14 protein-coding genes, 1 pseudogene and 3 riboswitches are annotated in these 16,971 nt (G+C 32.8%); of the genes and pseudogenes, 2 read left to right on the forward strand and 13 right to left on the reverse strand.

What is annotated here, in order from left to right; genetic code table 11:
• Window positions 1-203: 203 nt before the first annotated feature.
• The 7 genes from MY490_RS16300 to MY490_RS16330 all read right to left on the reverse strand — a co-directional run bounded on the left by MY490_RS16300 (window position 204) and on the right by MY490_RS16330 (window position 6,612).
• Complete coding sequence (locus tag MY490_RS16300; RefSeq protein WP_248266625.1) at window positions 204-629, reverse strand: MarR family winged helix-turn-helix transcriptional regulator; 426 nt, start codon at window positions 627-629, stop codon at window positions 204-206.
• Between the two features lie 101 nt (window positions 630-730).
• A complete protein-coding gene (locus MY490_RS16305) occupies window positions 731-1,267 on the reverse strand; it encodes an NAD(P)H-dependent oxidoreductase (protein WP_248266626.1) in 537 nt (178 codons plus the stop codon).
• A 138-nt stretch (window positions 1,268-1,405) separates the two neighbouring features.
• The gene (locus MY490_RS16310) at window positions 1,406-3,310 is read right to left on the reverse strand and encodes an APC family permease (RefSeq protein ID WP_248266627.1); all 1,905 of its coding nucleotides are present in this window, start codon (window positions 3,308-3,310) and stop codon (window positions 1,406-1,408) included.
• Between the two features lie 79 nt (window positions 3,311-3,389).
• Window positions 3,390-3,524, reverse strand: a riboswitch (cyclic di-AMP (ydaO/yuaA leader).
• Window positions 3,525-3,654: 130 nt separating this feature from the next.
• A complete protein-coding gene (locus MY490_RS16315; protein WP_248266628.1) occupies window positions 3,655-3,843 on the reverse strand; it encodes a hypothetical protein in 189 nt (62 codons plus the stop codon).
• Window positions 3,844-3,950: 107 nt separating this feature from the next.
• The gene (locus MY490_RS16320; RefSeq protein WP_248266629.1) at window positions 3,951-4,139 is read right to left on the reverse strand and encodes a hypothetical protein; all 189 of its coding nucleotides are present in this window, start codon (window positions 4,137-4,139) and stop codon (window positions 3,951-3,953) included.
• 443 nt (window positions 4,140-4,582) lie between these two features.
• The gene (locus MY490_RS16325; protein WP_129689475.1) at window positions 4,583-5,236 is read right to left on the reverse strand and encodes a potassium channel family protein; all 654 of its coding nucleotides are present in this window, start codon (window positions 5,234-5,236) and stop codon (window positions 4,583-4,585) included.
• 35 nt (window positions 5,237-5,271) lie between these two features.
• Window positions 5,272-6,612, reverse strand: coding sequence for a TrkH family potassium uptake protein (locus MY490_RS16330; RefSeq protein ID WP_248266630.1), 1,341 nt, complete (start codon window positions 6,610-6,612; stop codon window positions 5,272-5,274).
• A gap of 190 nt (window positions 6,613-6,802) precedes the next feature.
• Here MY490_RS16330 and MY490_RS16335 point away from each other — a divergent pair, with 190 nt between their 5' ends.
• Complete coding sequence (locus tag MY490_RS16335; RefSeq protein WP_248266631.1) at window positions 6,803-8,044, forward strand: cation:proton antiporter; 1,242 nt, start codon at window positions 6,803-6,805, stop codon at window positions 8,042-8,044.
• Between the two features lie 308 nt (window positions 8,045-8,352).
• On the opposite strand, the pseudogene MY490_RS16340 reads toward MY490_RS16335, so the two are convergent.
• From MY490_RS16340 to kdpF, 6 genes and pseudogenes are all read right to left on the reverse strand, one after another.
• Window positions 8,353-8,664: pseudogene (locus MY490_RS16340) on the reverse strand (SDR family NAD(P)-dependent oxidoreductase); the annotation flags it as partial.
• A gap of 68 nt (window positions 8,665-8,732) precedes the next feature.
• Entirely contained in the window at window positions 8,733-11,087 is a 2,355-nt protein-coding gene (locus tag MY490_RS22180; protein ID WP_282439803.1) for a universal stress protein, read from the reverse strand.
• Window positions 11,088-11,138: 51 nt separating this feature from the next.
• Window positions 11,139-11,699: a potassium-transporting ATPase subunit KdpC gene (kdpC, locus tag MY490_RS16355; protein WP_248266632.1), complete on the reverse strand. Its 561-nt coding sequence runs from the start codon at window positions 11,697-11,699 to the stop codon at window positions 11,139-11,141.
• 24 nt (window positions 11,700-11,723) lie between these two features.
• Window positions 11,724-13,763 carry a potassium-transporting ATPase subunit KdpB gene (kdpB, locus tag MY490_RS16360; protein ID WP_248266633.1) on the reverse strand — a complete coding sequence of 680 codons (2,040 nt, stop codon included), beginning with the start codon at window positions 13,761-13,763 and terminating at the stop codon, window positions 11,724-11,726.
• A 32-nt stretch (window positions 13,764-13,795) separates the two neighbouring features.
• A complete protein-coding gene (gene kdpA / locus MY490_RS16365) occupies window positions 13,796-15,469 on the reverse strand; it encodes a potassium-transporting ATPase subunit KdpA (RefSeq protein ID WP_248269401.1) in 1,674 nt (557 codons plus the stop codon).
• A 38-nt stretch (window positions 15,470-15,507) separates the two neighbouring features.
• Window positions 15,508-15,585 carry a K(+)-transporting ATPase subunit F gene (gene kdpF / locus MY490_RS22380; protein ID WP_432707088.1) on the reverse strand — a complete coding sequence of 26 codons (78 nt, stop codon included), beginning with the start codon at window positions 15,583-15,585 and terminating at the stop codon, window positions 15,508-15,510.
• A 476-nt stretch (window positions 15,586-16,061) separates the two neighbouring features.
• A riboswitch (cyclic di-AMP (ydaO/yuaA leader) is annotated at window positions 16,062-16,205 on the reverse strand.
• Window positions 16,206-16,336: 131 nt separating this feature from the next.
• Window positions 16,337-16,474, forward strand: a riboswitch (cyclic di-AMP (ydaO/yuaA leader).
• A gap of 115 nt (window positions 16,475-16,589) precedes the next feature.
• On the opposite strand from kdpF, the gene MY490_RS16370 reads away from it, so the two are divergent.
• The gene (locus MY490_RS16370) at window positions 16,590-16,967 is read left to right on the forward strand and encodes a Na-translocating system protein MpsC family protein (RefSeq protein WP_248266634.1); all 378 of its coding nucleotides are present in this window, start codon (window positions 16,590-16,592) and stop codon (window positions 16,965-16,967) included.
• The last annotated feature ends 4 nt before the right edge of the window (window positions 16,968-16,971 follow it).

Raw genomic sequence — 16,971 nt, forward strand, 5'->3', positions numbered from 1 at the left:
CATCACCCTTTTAATTTAGATTAATTGGTAAAGTTATATTTTTATAAATTTATACCTCGTATATTGTATGACTCATTCCTAGATATTAAGAATAGTTTTTAAATGATGACGAATCCTAGTAAGTAAATTTCAAACTATTCATGTAAACTCATAGAAATAAAAAAAAAGAGCCTTTAAAAGACTCTATTTTTCTCTATCTTAAATTATTTTGTTGATTCAATTTGAATTGCAGCTTGAAAGGTGTGTGACGTTATTTGTTTTGCTAAGTCCTCTCCAAGTATTTCTACATAGCGCTTATACAGGTTTTTCCAACATATTTTAATATCTTCTTGGATCGCTATTCCTTTATCAGTTAGATTAACTAATGTTAATTTCCCTTCACTTTTTCGCTCTACAAGTTTTTTGACTTCTAATTTTTCTACAAATCTTGTTGTAGTCGAAGGAGCAATGTGCAAAATATTACTTAAATCTGTTTGAGTAATACTTGGTTGTTCATAAACAGCCATTAATAAAAATGCGTAAGTTGGAGAAATGCCAAGTGGAGCAAATTCCTCTTCTGCCATCTTATTCATTAATCTGGCCAAATGATTAGCAGTAAAGTATAAACAATTACTAAAATATTGTTCCATTTGCTCAGCTCCTGAATTCTCTTGTTTGTATATACAACTTACAAAATAAAACAACGCTTTGTCAATAAGTTCTTAAAACAAATGTTAACAGCAGTTTATATTTAACGATTTCCACGTAAATTCGGATTTGTAATATATGAAGCTAACTCTTCAGCACTTTCTTGAAGTTTCTCATCTGTTAAATTCATAACTCCCTGTAGTAAAAATGAAGGTAAAAAGTGCATTCCACATAAGTTTGCAGTAGCTTGTAATGGTCGAGTTAATTCACTCATCGAGTAATGATTATATCCACCTGCTTGATATGCAAGTGCAGGTCCACCTGTCGAGATCGCAAGTATTAATTCTTTTCCTCGCAGTTTAGTACCTTCAGATCCGTAAGCAAATCCATAGCTTAACACAGAATCTTGCCATTGTTTTAATAAAGCAGGCGTACTATACCAGTATAGCGGGAACTGAAATACAATTCGATCATGATCTAATAATAATTTTTGCTCTTTTTCTACATCAATTTCAAAATTTGGATAGCTTGCATATATGTTATGAATTGTAACATCCTCTTGTTGAAGACGATTCATCCATGCCTTATTAACTTTTGATTGTTCGATATTTGGATGTGCAACGATAACTAAAGTTTTCATATAAATTCTCCTTTGTATTTCATTTGTTTGTACATACAAATGATAAGTGAATATAATAAATTTAGCAAGTATTTTATCGGGTACTTTAATAATTACAATTAAAAAAGCATGAAATTTTAATAATTTCATGCTTTTTTACTATTTCCTTAAATGATATGGAACTGTTGTAACAACAACATCTTTTTGACTAATCAACCAAAGTCGAAGTAAAAGTGCTGTTTGATTATGAAGAAGATTATGCCACCATCTCTTTGGAATAAATTGTGGAATTACAATTTGAACATGACTATCTTGCTCATTTGCTTCAATTAACTTTATGAATCTTGAAAGTGGTGCAAGTACTGAACGATACGGGCTTTTTAGAACGACTAAGCGACATGGATTACCCCATTCCTCCCATTTTTCTTCCATTTTTTCAATTGATTCATCATCGAATCCAACATAAACAGCTATCGGTTCTGTCGCAATACCTTTTGCAAATGATAATGTATTATGAACAACACGATGAGTTCCTGAAACTAATACAACTGTTATGACTTTATTTGCTTCTGGTTTGAATGAACTTAAATCAATACGCAATTCACTTGCAACATTTTGATAATGTTTATAAATTGCTAAGGAAAAGAAAATAATTGTTGGAATTACGACTAAAACAACCCAAGCTCCATCTAAAAATTTAGTAACTGCAAATATAACAGTAACTACAGACGTTACGATTAAACCGATAATATTTACTGCTAATTTGACTTGCCATTTCGGTCCTTTTACTCGTTTCCATCTTCTCGTTAAACCTAATTGAGCAATTGTAAAAGATAAAAAAACACCAATTGCATATAGTGGAATCAGCGCATTTGTATGAGCTTGGAATGCAATTATTAATATACTAGCTGCTGCAGCAAGCGCAATAATTCCATTTGAGTAACCTAAACGATCCCCTCGATTTGTAAATCCTCTTGGTAAAAATCCATCGGCCGCAACGATCGCTGCTAACTGAGAAAATCCTGTAAAAGTTGAATTTGCTGCCAAAATTAAAATGATAAATGTAAACCAAATTATTACTTGATAAAGAATTCCGTGACCGAAATACACCTTTATTAATTGAGATAACATCGTATCGTTTGGATTAGGTGAAATTCCGTTCACATATAAATGATATGCAAAGCCTAAAAGTGTAATTGAAGTTATTACTCCTAGTGCTATATATGTTTTAATTGCATTTTTTTGACGAGGTTCTCTAAAAACTGGTACTGCATTTGAAATGGTCTCAATACCTGTTAAAGCTGAACAAGCTGAACTAAATGCTTTTAAGACAAGTAATATACTTAATCCTTGTGGAACTGTACCAAATGTAGGTGTATGATGCTGTACAAATCCATTTTGAAATTCGTCAAAGAATCCTGTGAAAATCAAAAGTAACATACAAATCATAAAGCCAAATGTTGGCCACGCAAATATTTTAGCTGATTCAGCAACCCCACGAAGATTTACAACTAATAATAGAAATACACAAAAAATAGCTAAAACTGTTTCATAAGGTGCAACAGCTGGGTATGCAGATGACACAGCTTCAAGAGCAGCAGAAACTGATACAGCTACAGTTAAAATATAATCAACTAATAGCGAACTCGAAGCCACTAGTGAAACCCAACGAGGTTTGAAATTGTCTTTTGCAATCGCATAAGCCCCACCACCACTAGGATAAGCTAATATCCCCATAATATAAGAAAGAATTAGAATCCCCAGTAATAGAACGGTTGCTATTGTAATCGGTATGATATACCAGTGTGCTTTTGCTCCGAGACCTATTAGCTCTGTCATTCCTGCCTCTGGTCCATAAGATACAGATGAATACAAATCGGCTGCAAGAATCGGCAAGGCAATAAACCAAATCAACTTATTATGTTGAGCATGTATTTCTGCAGTTCTCATTGGTCTGCCAATAAATACTCGTTTTACACTGTTAAAATTTGCAACTGAGTAATAAATTCCAAAAATCGCTAAAATAAATAGTCCTAGTTCTATATAATCGGACGGATGATGCATGTGTTTCTCCCCTTTTCTTAAAAAAACGTACAAAAAAACACTAAGCTTTACTTAGTGTTTAAAAAACAAGACTAAATAAACCCCCTTCTTTAAATGCTTACGAGGTTAGCTGTCGGATTCGGGATTAAAGAATACCCCTACCTTTACAAAAAAGGATTCACCCCAATAAAGAAATGGTTCCCCCGCTCTTTTTAAGATTAAGCAACTATGGTTATGAATTAGAAAAATATAGAATTTAAATGTAAATATATAACTTCAAGATAAATTTGTAAAGAGACTTTTTTAAAAATTTACAATAGAATTTTTGAGACTAAAAAATAAAAGCAACTCTAATCCCGCTATTATTAGCGTACTTGATTCCATACGATTTGTTGTGACTTACCCGTAGCTAAAGAGTTTGTTAATACATTTTGCACTTCTGTTTGATTAAACGTAAAAATTTTGTTATTAGCTTCTGACATATTTGTTTCGTAACCCGTCAATAAAATAGAAAATCCACATCCAACTACTAAAGATAAAATTACTTTTTTCATTTTGTTTTCTCCTCTCTATTCTTTTCAAATAAAAAAACCATGACCATTGGCCGTGGTTTGACGTTCGTTTTTTAACGTAAGACCAAATTCGGAAATTTCGCGACCAATTATCGCACTTGATTCCAAACGATCTCTTGTGCTTTATCAACTGCAAAAGTATTTGTTAACACGTTTTGTACCTCAGTTTGATTAAACATAGAGATCTTTTTATTAACTTCTGACTTATTCGTTTCGTACCCTGTCATTAAAATAGAAAATCCACATCCAACTACTAAAGATAAAATTACTTTTTTCATTTTGTTTTCTCCTTTCGTGATTTTTTCATATAAAAAAACCATGACCAAATGGCCCTGGTTTGACGTTCGTTTTTAAACGTAAGACCAACTTTATCATGTTAAAATCCACTCGTCAATTGGTGTTTTTTGGAATTTATTATGTAAACGATTACTTGAAATTAATGATTTTAGGTGCTCTTTTTTTGGTAATCGTTTACATATTTTTTTAGATTTTAAAGAGTTACATTGTAAAATACTCTACTTATAAAAAAAACTTTCATCTATCGGTGGAGTAACAAGCGTAGTTACTAGCACAACCACTAATAGTACCGTAAAGAATGATTAATTTAACAATTTATTCTCTATCCTATAGAAGCAATAATTAATTTTAAAATGCAATAAAAATAGGGTAATTAACTTTTTGATATAAAAAAAGTAATTACCCTATTTTTTTCCTCTTAAATTCATTCAATATTTGAAAAACGATGCAAATCCCTATTTTCTCCAATCATTACCAATATATCTCCTTCATGTATTACCTCATCAGGTGAGGGTGATATATTAACAACTCCTTCACTTTTAATAGCAATTACAGTTAAATTATATTCTACTCGAATATTTAATTCCTTCAACGTTTTCCCTACCATCTGAGAAGGAAGCTTTATTTCTTCTATACTGTAATTATTTGCAAGCTCAATAAAGTTTAAAACATTTGGTGACATAAGCTGATGTGCTACCCGTTCACCCATGTTCTTCTCAGGATAGATAACCCAATGTGCACCTACCTTTTTTAAAACTTCTCCGTGACGCTTATCTAATGCCTTCACGACAATCTTGTTAATGTTTAGTTCATTTAACACTAATGTTGTTAAAATACTAGCTTGCATATCATTACCAATTGCTACAATAACTGAATCAAAATTACTGATTCCAATTGCTTTTAAAGACTCTTCATTAGTTGAATCTGCAATCACTGCATGTGTTGCAATATCTGCAATTTCATTAATACGTTCTTCATTAATATCGATCACTAGAACTTCATTTCCATGTTGCAATAAAGTATTCACAATACCTGAACCAAATCTTCCAAGCCCAATTACTGCATATTGTTTTTTCATATTCGAATAGCTCCTATAACTTGAATTATGTTTTTTTAACCTATCATAATTTTTCCTTTTGGACGTTTAAACGGATCTGAATGTCTTCTTAACGTGATAGCAAAAGCAACTGTCAGTGGTCCCACTCTTCCTGCAAACATTGTCAAAATAATTAGTATTCTTCCAAATGGAGTTAAATCAGGTGTTAACCCCATTGATAATCCAACTGTACCGAAAGCAGAAGTTGCTTCAAACAAGATCATTAAGAAGTCCTTTCCATGTTCCGTAATAGTTAAAATCATTGTTACAAACATCACGATTAGTAAACCACTTACCGTTACAGTTAGCGCTTTATAAATTGTATCGTACATTATACTTCTATTAAAAAATACAACATCTTCTTTCCCTTTAATTTGTGACCGAACCGCGCCTAATAAAGTAGCAAATGTAGTCGTTTTAATTCCACCTCCTGTAGAACCAGGAGATGCTCCAATGAACATAAGGATAATAATAATGAACAGTGTAGATTGTGTTAAATCAGGAATATTGAGTGTATTGGAACCTGCTGTTCTAGGTGTTACAGATTGATACAATGAACCAAGTAATTTACCTGACCAAGACAATGGCTGTATAGTTTTAGGATTGTGGAATTCCAATAAGAAAATAAAGATAGTTCCTATTATCAATAAAAAGAGACTTGTCCGAAGAACAACTTTTGTATGTAAAGAGAGAAATCGAGTTTCTTTGTATTCGTATAGCTCGTTCATAACAATAAAACCAATTCCTCCAAGAGTAATGAGTAAAGAAATTACGATCGTAACAATTGGGTCTGCTACATAACTAGTTAGGCTATTAAATCCCCCCATTAAATCAAACCCAGCATTATTAAAATTTGATATAGAATGAAATATTCCAAAATAAATTGCTTTTTTTATTGGGAAATCAACTGCAAAACGTACCGCAAGTAAGATCCCACCAATTAATTCAATTACAATCGTAAAAATAAAGATTCTCTTTACCAATCGAACAATTCCCGCTATCGATAAATTGTTTAAAGACTCCTGTAATAATAATCGTTCTTTCAATGAAATTTTCTTACCTAATAGAATGGCAAAAAAAGTTGCGAATGTCATAAAACCTAAGCCACCTACTTGTATTAGTGACAATATAACCAATTGCCCAAAGACAGTAAATGTTGTACCTGTATCCACAACTACAAGTCCTGTTACACAGGTGGCTGATGTCGAAGTGAATAACGCATCTAACCATTTCAGACCTTCTCCATTTTTCGTTGCAATTGGAAGAGTTAGAAGAATAGCACCTAATAGAATGATAAATGCAAACCCAGTCACTAAAACTTTAGAAGGATCTAAGGAAAACTCTGGCCTTTTTTTCATTGTGTACAACCTCACTTTTTTCCTTATTTTGTTTATTCTCATTAAATAGTTCATTTTTAGCGTTCCCATTGATGAAAAAAAATAATTACGACTTGTCTTCTAGCAATGGAGTTTCTAATAAATATTTCAAGTGCATCAAGGTCAATCTAAGAACATAAATAATGAAGAATGTTGAGAGGGGCTTTAAACGATGGAATCAGATGTAATGAAAATAGTCGACCATGAGTTATATATCATCACTTTAGTTTTGATTTTCGGCTTATTAGCAATGAAATTAGCTGAAAAAATAAAAATTCCTGATGTAGCTCTATTTATAATAACAGGTATAATATTAGGCCAATCCGTGTTTAATATAATCTCAGTACCAAATGAATCCGCTGCTTATCAATTCATAATCGTTTTAGGATCGGTACTCATCCTTTTTGATGGAGGTAGAGCCATTCAATTCTCTGTTCTAAAAAAAGTATGGATTACGATATCACTTTTATCGATAATCGGGGTTCTCATCACTGCTACGGTAGTAGGGTTTACCGCTTTTTACATATTAAAAATACCTATTTTATATTCATTTTTACTGGCCTCCGTTATAGCTTCAACAGACCCAGCAACTTTGATTCCTGTATTCAAACAAATTACCATTCGAGAAAAGGTAAAAGAAACAGTAGAAAGTGAGTCTGCATTTAATGATGCAACAGGTTCCATTTTAGCATTTACAATTCTGGGTGTTATTTTAGGACAAACTCAATTATCTATTACATCTAGCATATGGAGTTTTATCAAGGAGGCTGGAGGTGGTATTTTAGTAGGAGTTGTTATTGGTTTCTTAGGTGTTTTTTTTACATCCGAACACAGATGGGGATTGCTAAAAAGATACAGTAAAATTGTAAGTTTTGTTGCTGCGACAAGCTCATATATTGCAGCTGGATCTATCCATTCAAGTGGATTTATGGCTACTTTTACTGCTGGTCTTATTATAGGTAATCCTCAATTGTTTCGACTTCATATTTCGGAAAAAACAAGAACAACCGATGCACATTTTTCAGATACGTCTACTTTAATTATGAGAACACTTATTTTTATGTTACTAGGTACACAAGTGAATTTTCATATTATAAGTAAATTCTGGATACAAGGCATATTGATTGTCTTAGTATTTATGTTTATTGCAAGACCACTTACAGTCCTTGCATGTACATTGCCTGATCGAAAAGCTAAATGGAAATGGAATGAGATTCTGTTTATGTTTTGGGTTAGAGAAACAGGTGTAATTCCAGCAGCACTTTCCGGGATGATTGTTGCAGCAGGAGTTGATTATGCAGACGAAATTACAACTGTCACCTTTATTGCAATACTAATGACGATACTAATTCAGGCTAGTACAACTGGCTATGTAGCTAAAAAGCTAGGCATTTTAGTAGATCAGGTTAATTAAAATACATTTAAAAATACGATTTAAAATGAAGGTTAATACCTAATTTGACTTTGATTAGAAATAATCTTCCTCAATTTATTAAACATGGTACTTTATCATAAAAAAATGCCCCGATTACTATTTATGGCTAGCAATCCGGGGCATTTTAAACTTTTAGGTTTTGCTCTAACTTTCTGTCTTAATTTTTACTTTCATTTCATATTCATATTTCCCAATTTTTCTGTTGAATTTTCATTAAATTCTCTTCTGTTTCTTTTATTTGTCAGCTTTGCTACTTGTCCAATTGTATAATTCATGAACACTCATCCTTAATAAGGCATAATTCCTTTTTCATTTAGAATTTTACCATTGTAATTTATCTTACTTAATTCATAATCAGTAATAATTTTTGCACCTTCAACTATTGTTTTGCCTATTGGTGTATTTCCATTTAGGTCAGTCGTAGTAAATTCAGGTGTAACACCAAAAATCTCTGGACCATCACTACAAAATTTTTTACCTAATGAAAGTGTTAATGAATTGTTAGCAGTTTTTGAGGAATTATAACCAAGTATATTGATTGACGCTGCTTCTCCACGATCAATTAATGTTTGCGATGCCAAATCTGTCGTAACATTAATAAAAAAAGCATGAAATTTTTCCATTTCACGCTCATTTAGAAAATGATACTTTAAAGAAATTACTTTTTTTACTTCCTTTGAAGGTTACAAGATTTTGCACTTTGATCTGCAACAACTAAAACATCTAAAAAACGTAATTCCCTTAACAGTTTTTGAACAATTGATCCAGTTTTTATTTCTTGCCATCTAGTACGAGCAGACTGTCCTATAATGACATGAGTTGTCTTTTTTTCACAAATATTTTTTACTAATTCAATAAAAACATGTCGCCGATCAGTTGTCTCATACAATTCAAACGAACCACCTAAACGTTCAGTTAAGTCTTTTATTATTTTTAATGAAAGCTTTTCTTTTTCAGATAATTTATCATGGTCTTTAACAAAGGCCACAAACAATTTAGCTTTTAAACGATAAGCTATTCGAAAGCCTCGTCGAATAAGCCTTTCACTATTGGATTTTAAATTTACACAAACAAAAATTACTTCTTCTTGTCGCCATGGTCCTCTGAGCGTTAAATCTCTTTCCCAAGCTTCTAGACGTTCATCTACATCGTCTGCTACTTCCCTAAGCGCTAATTCTCTTAAAGCAATTAAATTTCCAGTTTTAAAAAAATTATTTAGCGATTGTTCTATTTTTATTGGAGCGTAAATTCTTCCTTCTCTTATTCTTTGCCTTAGTGCTTTTGGAGAAATATCAATTAATTCAATCTCATTGGCTTCTCTTAATATTTGGTCAGGAACTGTTTCTCTAACTCTAACTCCAGTTATTTGTTCAACACTATCGTTTAAACTTTCAACATGTTGAATATTCATTGTTGAAATGACTGATATTCCCGCTTCTAAAATTTCTTCAACATCTTTATATCTCTTATTAAACTTACTTCCTGGAGCATTCGTATGTGCTAATTCATCGATTAAAACTACTTCTGGGTTTCTTTGTATAATTGCCTCTGTATCCATTTCCTCAAGTGTCGTTTCTTTATACGGAATGATACTTCTTGGAATAATTTCTAAATCTCCTACTTTTTCTAACGTTTCTTTTCTACCGTGAGTTTCAAGTAGCCCAATTACAATATCGATACCTTTTTTCTTAAGTTCATTTCCTTCTCTTAACATCGTGTAAGTTTTTCCCACGCCAGGAGCAGCTCCAATATAAACTTTTAATGAACCTCTTTTAATTTTATGAATTTCATGTGCAAGCTCTTGCGGGCTCAATCGACGATATGGATTTACTACTTCTTTATTAACTTGCTTTGTAGGAATTACTCTTTCTCCATCTTTTTCCGCTCGATCAGCAACAATAAAAACATCTATATTGCTAGTTTTCCTTAAAATTTTATTTACAATTGAACCTTTTACGATTTCTTCCAAACGCGTTCTCTTTGATTGCCCTATTACAATACTTGTTATATTGCTATTAATAGCATATTTGATTATTTCACTTGCAATTGAATGACTAGTTAATGATAATTCTTCAAAATTACCTCCAACTTTTTCAACAAGTTTTATGATCGAGCGTTTAAACGTTAATTCATCATTTGTAAATTTTTTATTAGGTGGTTGAAAGCATACAACATGCAAATCTCCACCCAATCTTTTTGAAATTTGTTGTCCCCTTCTTACTAAAATAGAACCATTCAAATGATATTGAACAGTAACTAATATTTTTTCAGACGCTCCAGATGGTCCGACTATACCGTGTTTTTCACGGTATTCATCAAGCTCGTCATTAACCTCGCTAGCTATAAAACGAAGAGCAAGTTCACGAAGAACTGCTAAATTACTTTTATGAAATAATTGGTGACGCTTTTTATTTTCTCCTTTATTGTCATAATCTTCATTTGATCTCTGTAAAATAACTTCAGGTGTAACATCTAATAACCTGACTTCATCTGCCAAAGCTAAGGTTTCTTCTGGAACAAATAAATTGCTCCTAACTTTGCCACCAGTCAACTTTTCAGCTTCATCATATACTTCTTTTATTTCATATATATTCATAGTCGTAATAACGCTTATATTTTTGGATAGTAAGTAATTAATATCTTCTAACCGTGTTGGAAATATTGCTTCGAGTCGATTTTGATGGGCTAGTGAATCAACAAGTACGACTTCAGGATTTCTTGATATAATTGCAGCTAAGTCAAGATCTTGTTTAACAGTCCCCCCTTCTTCCCATTTAATGGTAGGTATTTTTTCTAAACAACCAACTTGGTCAATCGTTTTTTGACGGTTTGTCTCACTAATTAAACCAATCACAACATCTATTCCACGCTCCTTCAATCCGTTCCCTTCCTGGAGCATATGATATGTTTTGCCAGATCCACTTACCGTTCCAATGATAATTTTCAATCGACCTTTTTTGATTTTCTGAATAGATTCTAGTAATTCCTCGGGTGTTTTCCTCCGAAACTGTTTATCGCTCAAGATTTTGCCTCCTTTCTTTTACATAATGAAAAAAGGGAAGAAAACTCTCCCCTATTTTAATTTCTGTAAATCTATGTTCAGTTCCAATATATTCACGCGTGGCTCTCCAAATATTCCTAGTTGGCGACCTTTTATATGACTATTAATTAAAGATACTAATTTATCCTCTGGAATTCCTGTTGCCTTAGCAACCCTAGGAACTTGAGCTTTCACTGCTTCGGGGGATAAATCCGGGTCAAATCCAGAGCCAGATGTTGTTACTAAATCTGTTGGTATCTTTTTACCTAGATTACTATTTTCATTTTTTAATTCTTTTATTTTATCTTTTGTTTCTTTAACATATTCTTTTGACGCTACTGCTGCATTTGTTGCTGCCGAAGTAGTAGGATTATAGTTAGCAGCAGAAGCTCTAGAATGGAACCATTCTGGTCCTTTAAATTCTTGAGCTAATAGTTTAGAGCCCATAACTTTTCCATTTGTTTCTATTAAACTACCATCCGCTTTTTTCGGGAAAATAACTTGTGCGACACCTGTTGTAGCTAATGGATAGCCCAATCCGCATATTATTATCAATACAATAGATGTTCTGATCGCAATCATAACTGATTTCACATTAAATCCTCCTATTCTTACTTTTTAAACAAATTGCAATGTAGATACAATCATATCGATAACTTTAATTCCAAAAAACGGCACAATAACTCCACCTATTCCATAGATTAACAAGTTTTTAGATAATAGTTTGTTTGCATCCATCGGTTTATATTTCGCACCCTTCATCGCAACAGGTATGAGGATTGGAATAATGATCGCATTAAAAATTAATGCTGACAGGATTGCTGACTTCGGCGAGTTCAATCCCATAATATTTAGATAATCCAATTGTGGAATTGCCATTATAAATAGAGCTGGAATAATCGCGAAATATTTCGCAATATCATTTGCAATCGAAAATGTTGTTAATGAACCACGAGTGATTAATAGCTGCTTACCAATCGCGATTACAGATAATAATTTAGTAGGATCAGAGTCTAAGTCAATCATATTTGCAGCTTCTTTTGCAGCCATTGTTCCTGAATTCATCGCTAAACCAACATCAGCTTGAGCTAGAGCAGGAGCATCATTTGTTCCATCGCCGGTCATCGCAACTAACTTACCTTCATTTTGTTCTTTTTTAATAGCAGCAATTTTATCTTCAGGTTTAGCTTCTGCAATAAACTCGTCAACACCTGCTTCTCTAGCAATTGTTGCAGCAGTTAAAGGATTATCACCAGTACACATTACAGTTTTGATCCCCATCGCTCTTAATTCATCAAATCGCTCTTTTAAGCCTGGTTTAACTGTATCTTTTAAATAAATAACACCGTAAATTTTATCATTTATTGCAACAGCAAGTGGTGTACCTCCTGCTTTTGCGACGACATTTGCTTTTTCGTCTAGCTCATTCGGAATACTTCCACCTTTTGCAGTTACATATTTTTTTACTGCATCTACAGCACCTTTTCTAATTTCAGTTCCATTTTTTAAATTTAAACCTGACATTCTAGTTTCAGCAGTAAATTCAATAATTTCTGCATCCTTATAATCATTCTCATCCCAAGTAATACCAAGTTTATGTGCTAACTCAACAACCGAACGTCCTTCTGGTGTTTCATCTTTTACAGAAGATTTTAGTGAAGCTAAAGTTATCTCTCTTTCTGTTATACTTCCAACCGGAATGAATTCACTCGCCATTCGGTTACCGAATGTAATTGTTCCGGTCTTATCTAAAATCATCGTATCAATATCTCCAGCAGCTTCAACTGCTTTACCAGACATAGCTAAAACATTAAATTGTGTTACACGGTTCATCCCTGCAATTCCGATTGCAGAAAGTAATCCACCAATCGTAGTCGGTATTAAACAAACAAGTAAAGCGATTAATGTTGCTACGTCAATTGAGACATTTAAATAATTCGCAATTGGAACAAGCGTCATTATGACGATTAAAAACACTAAAGTTAATACTGCTAATAAAGTCGTTAATGCAACTTCATTCGGAGTCTTTTGACGAGCCGCACCTTCAACTAATGAAATCATACGATCTATAAACGATTCACCAGGATCCGTTAAAATTTTAACAATGATATAATCTGAAACTACTCTAGTACCGCCAGTTACAGATGAAAAATCTCCACCAGCTTCTTTAATAACTGGCGCTGATTCACCTGTAATAGCTGATTCATCGATGGATGCTAACCCTTCAATAATCTCACCATCTGAAGGAATAATTTCACTTGTATCAACTCGAACGATATCTCCTTTTCTTAAAGAAGTAGATGGTACTTCTATATATGATCCATCTTTTTGTCTTAACTTCGCATTTGTTTCTGATTTCGTTTTTCTTAATGTATCTGCTTGCGCCTTCCCACGTCCCTCTGCAAGAGCTTCAGCAAAGTTTGCGAAAAGTACTGTAAATAATAAAATTAAAAATACCGCAATATTATATGGTCTTCCTACTGTGCTAATTCCAAAAATATCTGGCCTAATAGAAAGAATTAATGTAATAAAAGTACCAACTTCTACGATAAACATGACTGGATTTTTTACCATAACAAGTGGATTCAACTTTTTAAAAGAATCGATTATTGCCTGAGTTTTTATTTCTTTAGAAATAGGCTTATTTTCTATAGCCATATGATCAATCTCCTCTTTCTTTATTATTGCTACTATTTAAACATTCCTAAGTGTTCAGCGATTGGTCCGAGTGCAAGTACTGGGAAAAACGTTAATGCACAGACGATTACAATAATCGCAATTAAAATAACTGTAAATAATGGTGTATCCGTTCGGAATGTTCCAGACGTTACTGCAACAATTTTTTTAGTAGAAAATGAGCCTGCAATTGCTAACATAGCAATAATTGAAATATATCGACCAAATAACATAACTAATCCAATTACGATATTATAAAAATCGGTGTTCGCTGTTAAACCACCGAATGCAGATCCATTATTAGCAGCTCCAGAAGTAATGGCGTACAGCACTTCAGATAAACCATGGAACCCTGGATTTAATATAGAAGAAACTGGTCCTTTTAATGCTAATGCTAAAGCAGTTGGAACTAAGATAATTAAAGGGTGAGTTAAAATCGCAATAGATGCTAGTTTAATTTCTTTTGCTTCAATTTTCTTTCCTAAAAATTCTGGTGTTCTACCTACCATTAGCCCACATATAAAGACAGATAAGATGACATATAATAATCCGTTTAATAAACCAACGCCCTTTCCACCAAAAACATTATTTAACATCATTTCAGCAAGTGGTACCATTCCACCAATAGGCGTTAATGAGTCGTGCATGTTGTTTACTGAACCAGTTGTTGCAGCAGTAGTAACCGCTGTAAATAGAGCAGATTCTGATATTCCAAATCGAACCTCTTTTCCTTCCATATTTCCATGTATACCAAGTGCTTGTAATGCAGGAGTTCCGTTATACTCTGCAACAAAAACTGCTGTAAGAAGACCTAAAAATAATATGCCCATTGCAGCAAATACTGTCCAACCTTGTCTTTTATTTTTAACCATTACACCAAATGCATAAACTAATGATGTTGGTAAAAGCATCATACAAACGATGTGAACTAAATTTGATAAAGGTGTAGGATTTTCAAATGGATGAGCCGCATTTGTACCAAAAAATCCTCCACCGTTTGTACCAATATGTTTAATTGATTCGAGTGCAGCTACTGGTCCCCTAGTAATGATTTGTTTAACTCCTTCAATTGTTGTCGCATCTACGGCACCTTTTAATGTTTGTGGTACACCTTGGAATACTAAAAATAAAGCAACGATAAATGATAATGGTAAAAATACTCGAGTGATTGAGCGAACTAAATCAACATAATAGTTTCCTAGATGATCCTGACGGCCTACTAACCCTCTAATAAATGCTATAGCTACTGCAAAACCTGTAGCAGCAGAAGTAAACATTGGGTACGTAATAGCCATCATTTGTGAAAAATATGAAAGTGAATTTTCACCACTATAAGATTGCCAGTTTGTATTTGTAATAAAAGAAGTTGCCGTATTGAATGCCAAGGCAGATGGCATATTACCTATATGATCAGGATTTAAAGGCAAATATTTTTGAAATCTAAAAATTGCATATAACATTATTAGCATGACAAAATTACTTAACAACATCGCTAATACATATTTTTTCCAACCCATTTTCTCTTCTTCTCGTACACCAATTAACCGATATACTAATCTTTCAAAAGGTCCAAAAAAGCGATCTAATCCTGTTTTCTCACTGTCATATACTTTAACAAGGTAGCTACCTACTGGCTTTATTAATAAAACAATAATTAGCAATGTAACAACTACCTGTAAAATTCCCATGGACATTTAATAATTCCTCCCACATGTTAAACTAATTTCTAAAATTTCTCTGGTTTAATTAAGACAAAAACTAAATAAAGAATAAGTACAATTCCAATAATCGCTGGAATAATCATTTGTTATTTCCCCCTTACGCTTTTTCACAAAAAATTGTAAACCCCCAAAAAATTGCAAAAACGATTACTAGTAAACCCACCATTGTTAAATCATTTATCATTGCAATTCTCCTTTCTTTGAACTCTAAATTTTTTTATGTTTTCTAAGCCGTTTCTGAACAATAAAAAAGACCAATGGATACTAATCTCCCAATCAATTAACTAATATTTAGTTTGAAAAACATAATTTCTAAATGAAATATGTCTACACCAAACTTGTTTTAGTTAATTGAAATACGGAAGAAAAGCATTCATTGGTCTACCTAACACCCAGCTAGCACTACGCTCTCTTTGTGTTCTGTCTCCCTAATCTTTTCTATACCTATCCATAATTTTCCATCTCATTACAAAATAAAAAGACCTACACAATTATTTGCTCAGGTAAAATTACTGCAGAAAATGCAATAAAAAAACCCGCTCAAATTAGGCGGTCTACTGACCTCCCTCGCTTTAGCCTACGAAGTTAGCTGTCGGGTAGGATGGCGAAAGAGTATCTCATCCCTTCTACATTCATGTAAAATTAACCCCAAAAAATTGGTTCCTCCGCTTACGAATGATTCGTAATTAAGCCGATATTTATTTTGTTGACTCGATTATACGGCGTTGTTTTTTACATGTAAAGAGTTTTTTTTCAACAAAAAAATTTTAGTAAATTTTTACCCCTTTACAATTTTATTTATCTCTGTATGATAAACATATCAACAAAATAAATTTGCTGTAATCGCTAAATCGTGAATTCGAGCGGGGGAACCATTCGTGCATTGCACATGGGGTGAATCCAATTATGGTAGGGCTACTTTTCAAGCCCGAATCCGTCAGCTAACCTCGCCAGCGTTTGAAGAGAGCAAAACTAAATCGCGTTATTAATATTTCAATATACTTTTTATTGGTATAAATAGCTACGAGAAAATTGCTCTTCTTGTAGCTATTTTTTTGTTTTAAATAACAGTATGGGAGAGATATTAATGATGACATCGAAAAAAAAGCTAGAAATCGAATTAAGTGAGGCATTTATTAAATTCCAAAGAGAGCTGATTGGAAGAGGTCCTCAAGAAGCCAAAACTTATATAGTTGAAGATATGATTATCCTCCGATTTAAAGGCGTATTGACAACAGAAGAGAAACATTTAGTTTCACATACTACAGGAAAAAGTCTTGTAAAAAAAATGCGCCAAGTACTTAGAGAAATGTATAGTAAAGAATATGAAGAAATTATTGAAAAACATACTGGTTGTAAGGTTTTATCTAGTCATAGTGATACTAGTACAAATACTGGTGAACGAATTGAAGTTTTTGTAATGGATCAAAATATTAATAAGTTACTAGAAGCAAAGAACAACTAAATAT

Origin of the sequence: Gottfriedia acidiceleris (genome assembly GCF_023115465.1) — a bacterium.
Lineage (GTDB): Bacteria > Bacillota > Bacilli > Bacillales > Bacillaceae_G > Gottfriedia > Gottfriedia acidiceleris_B.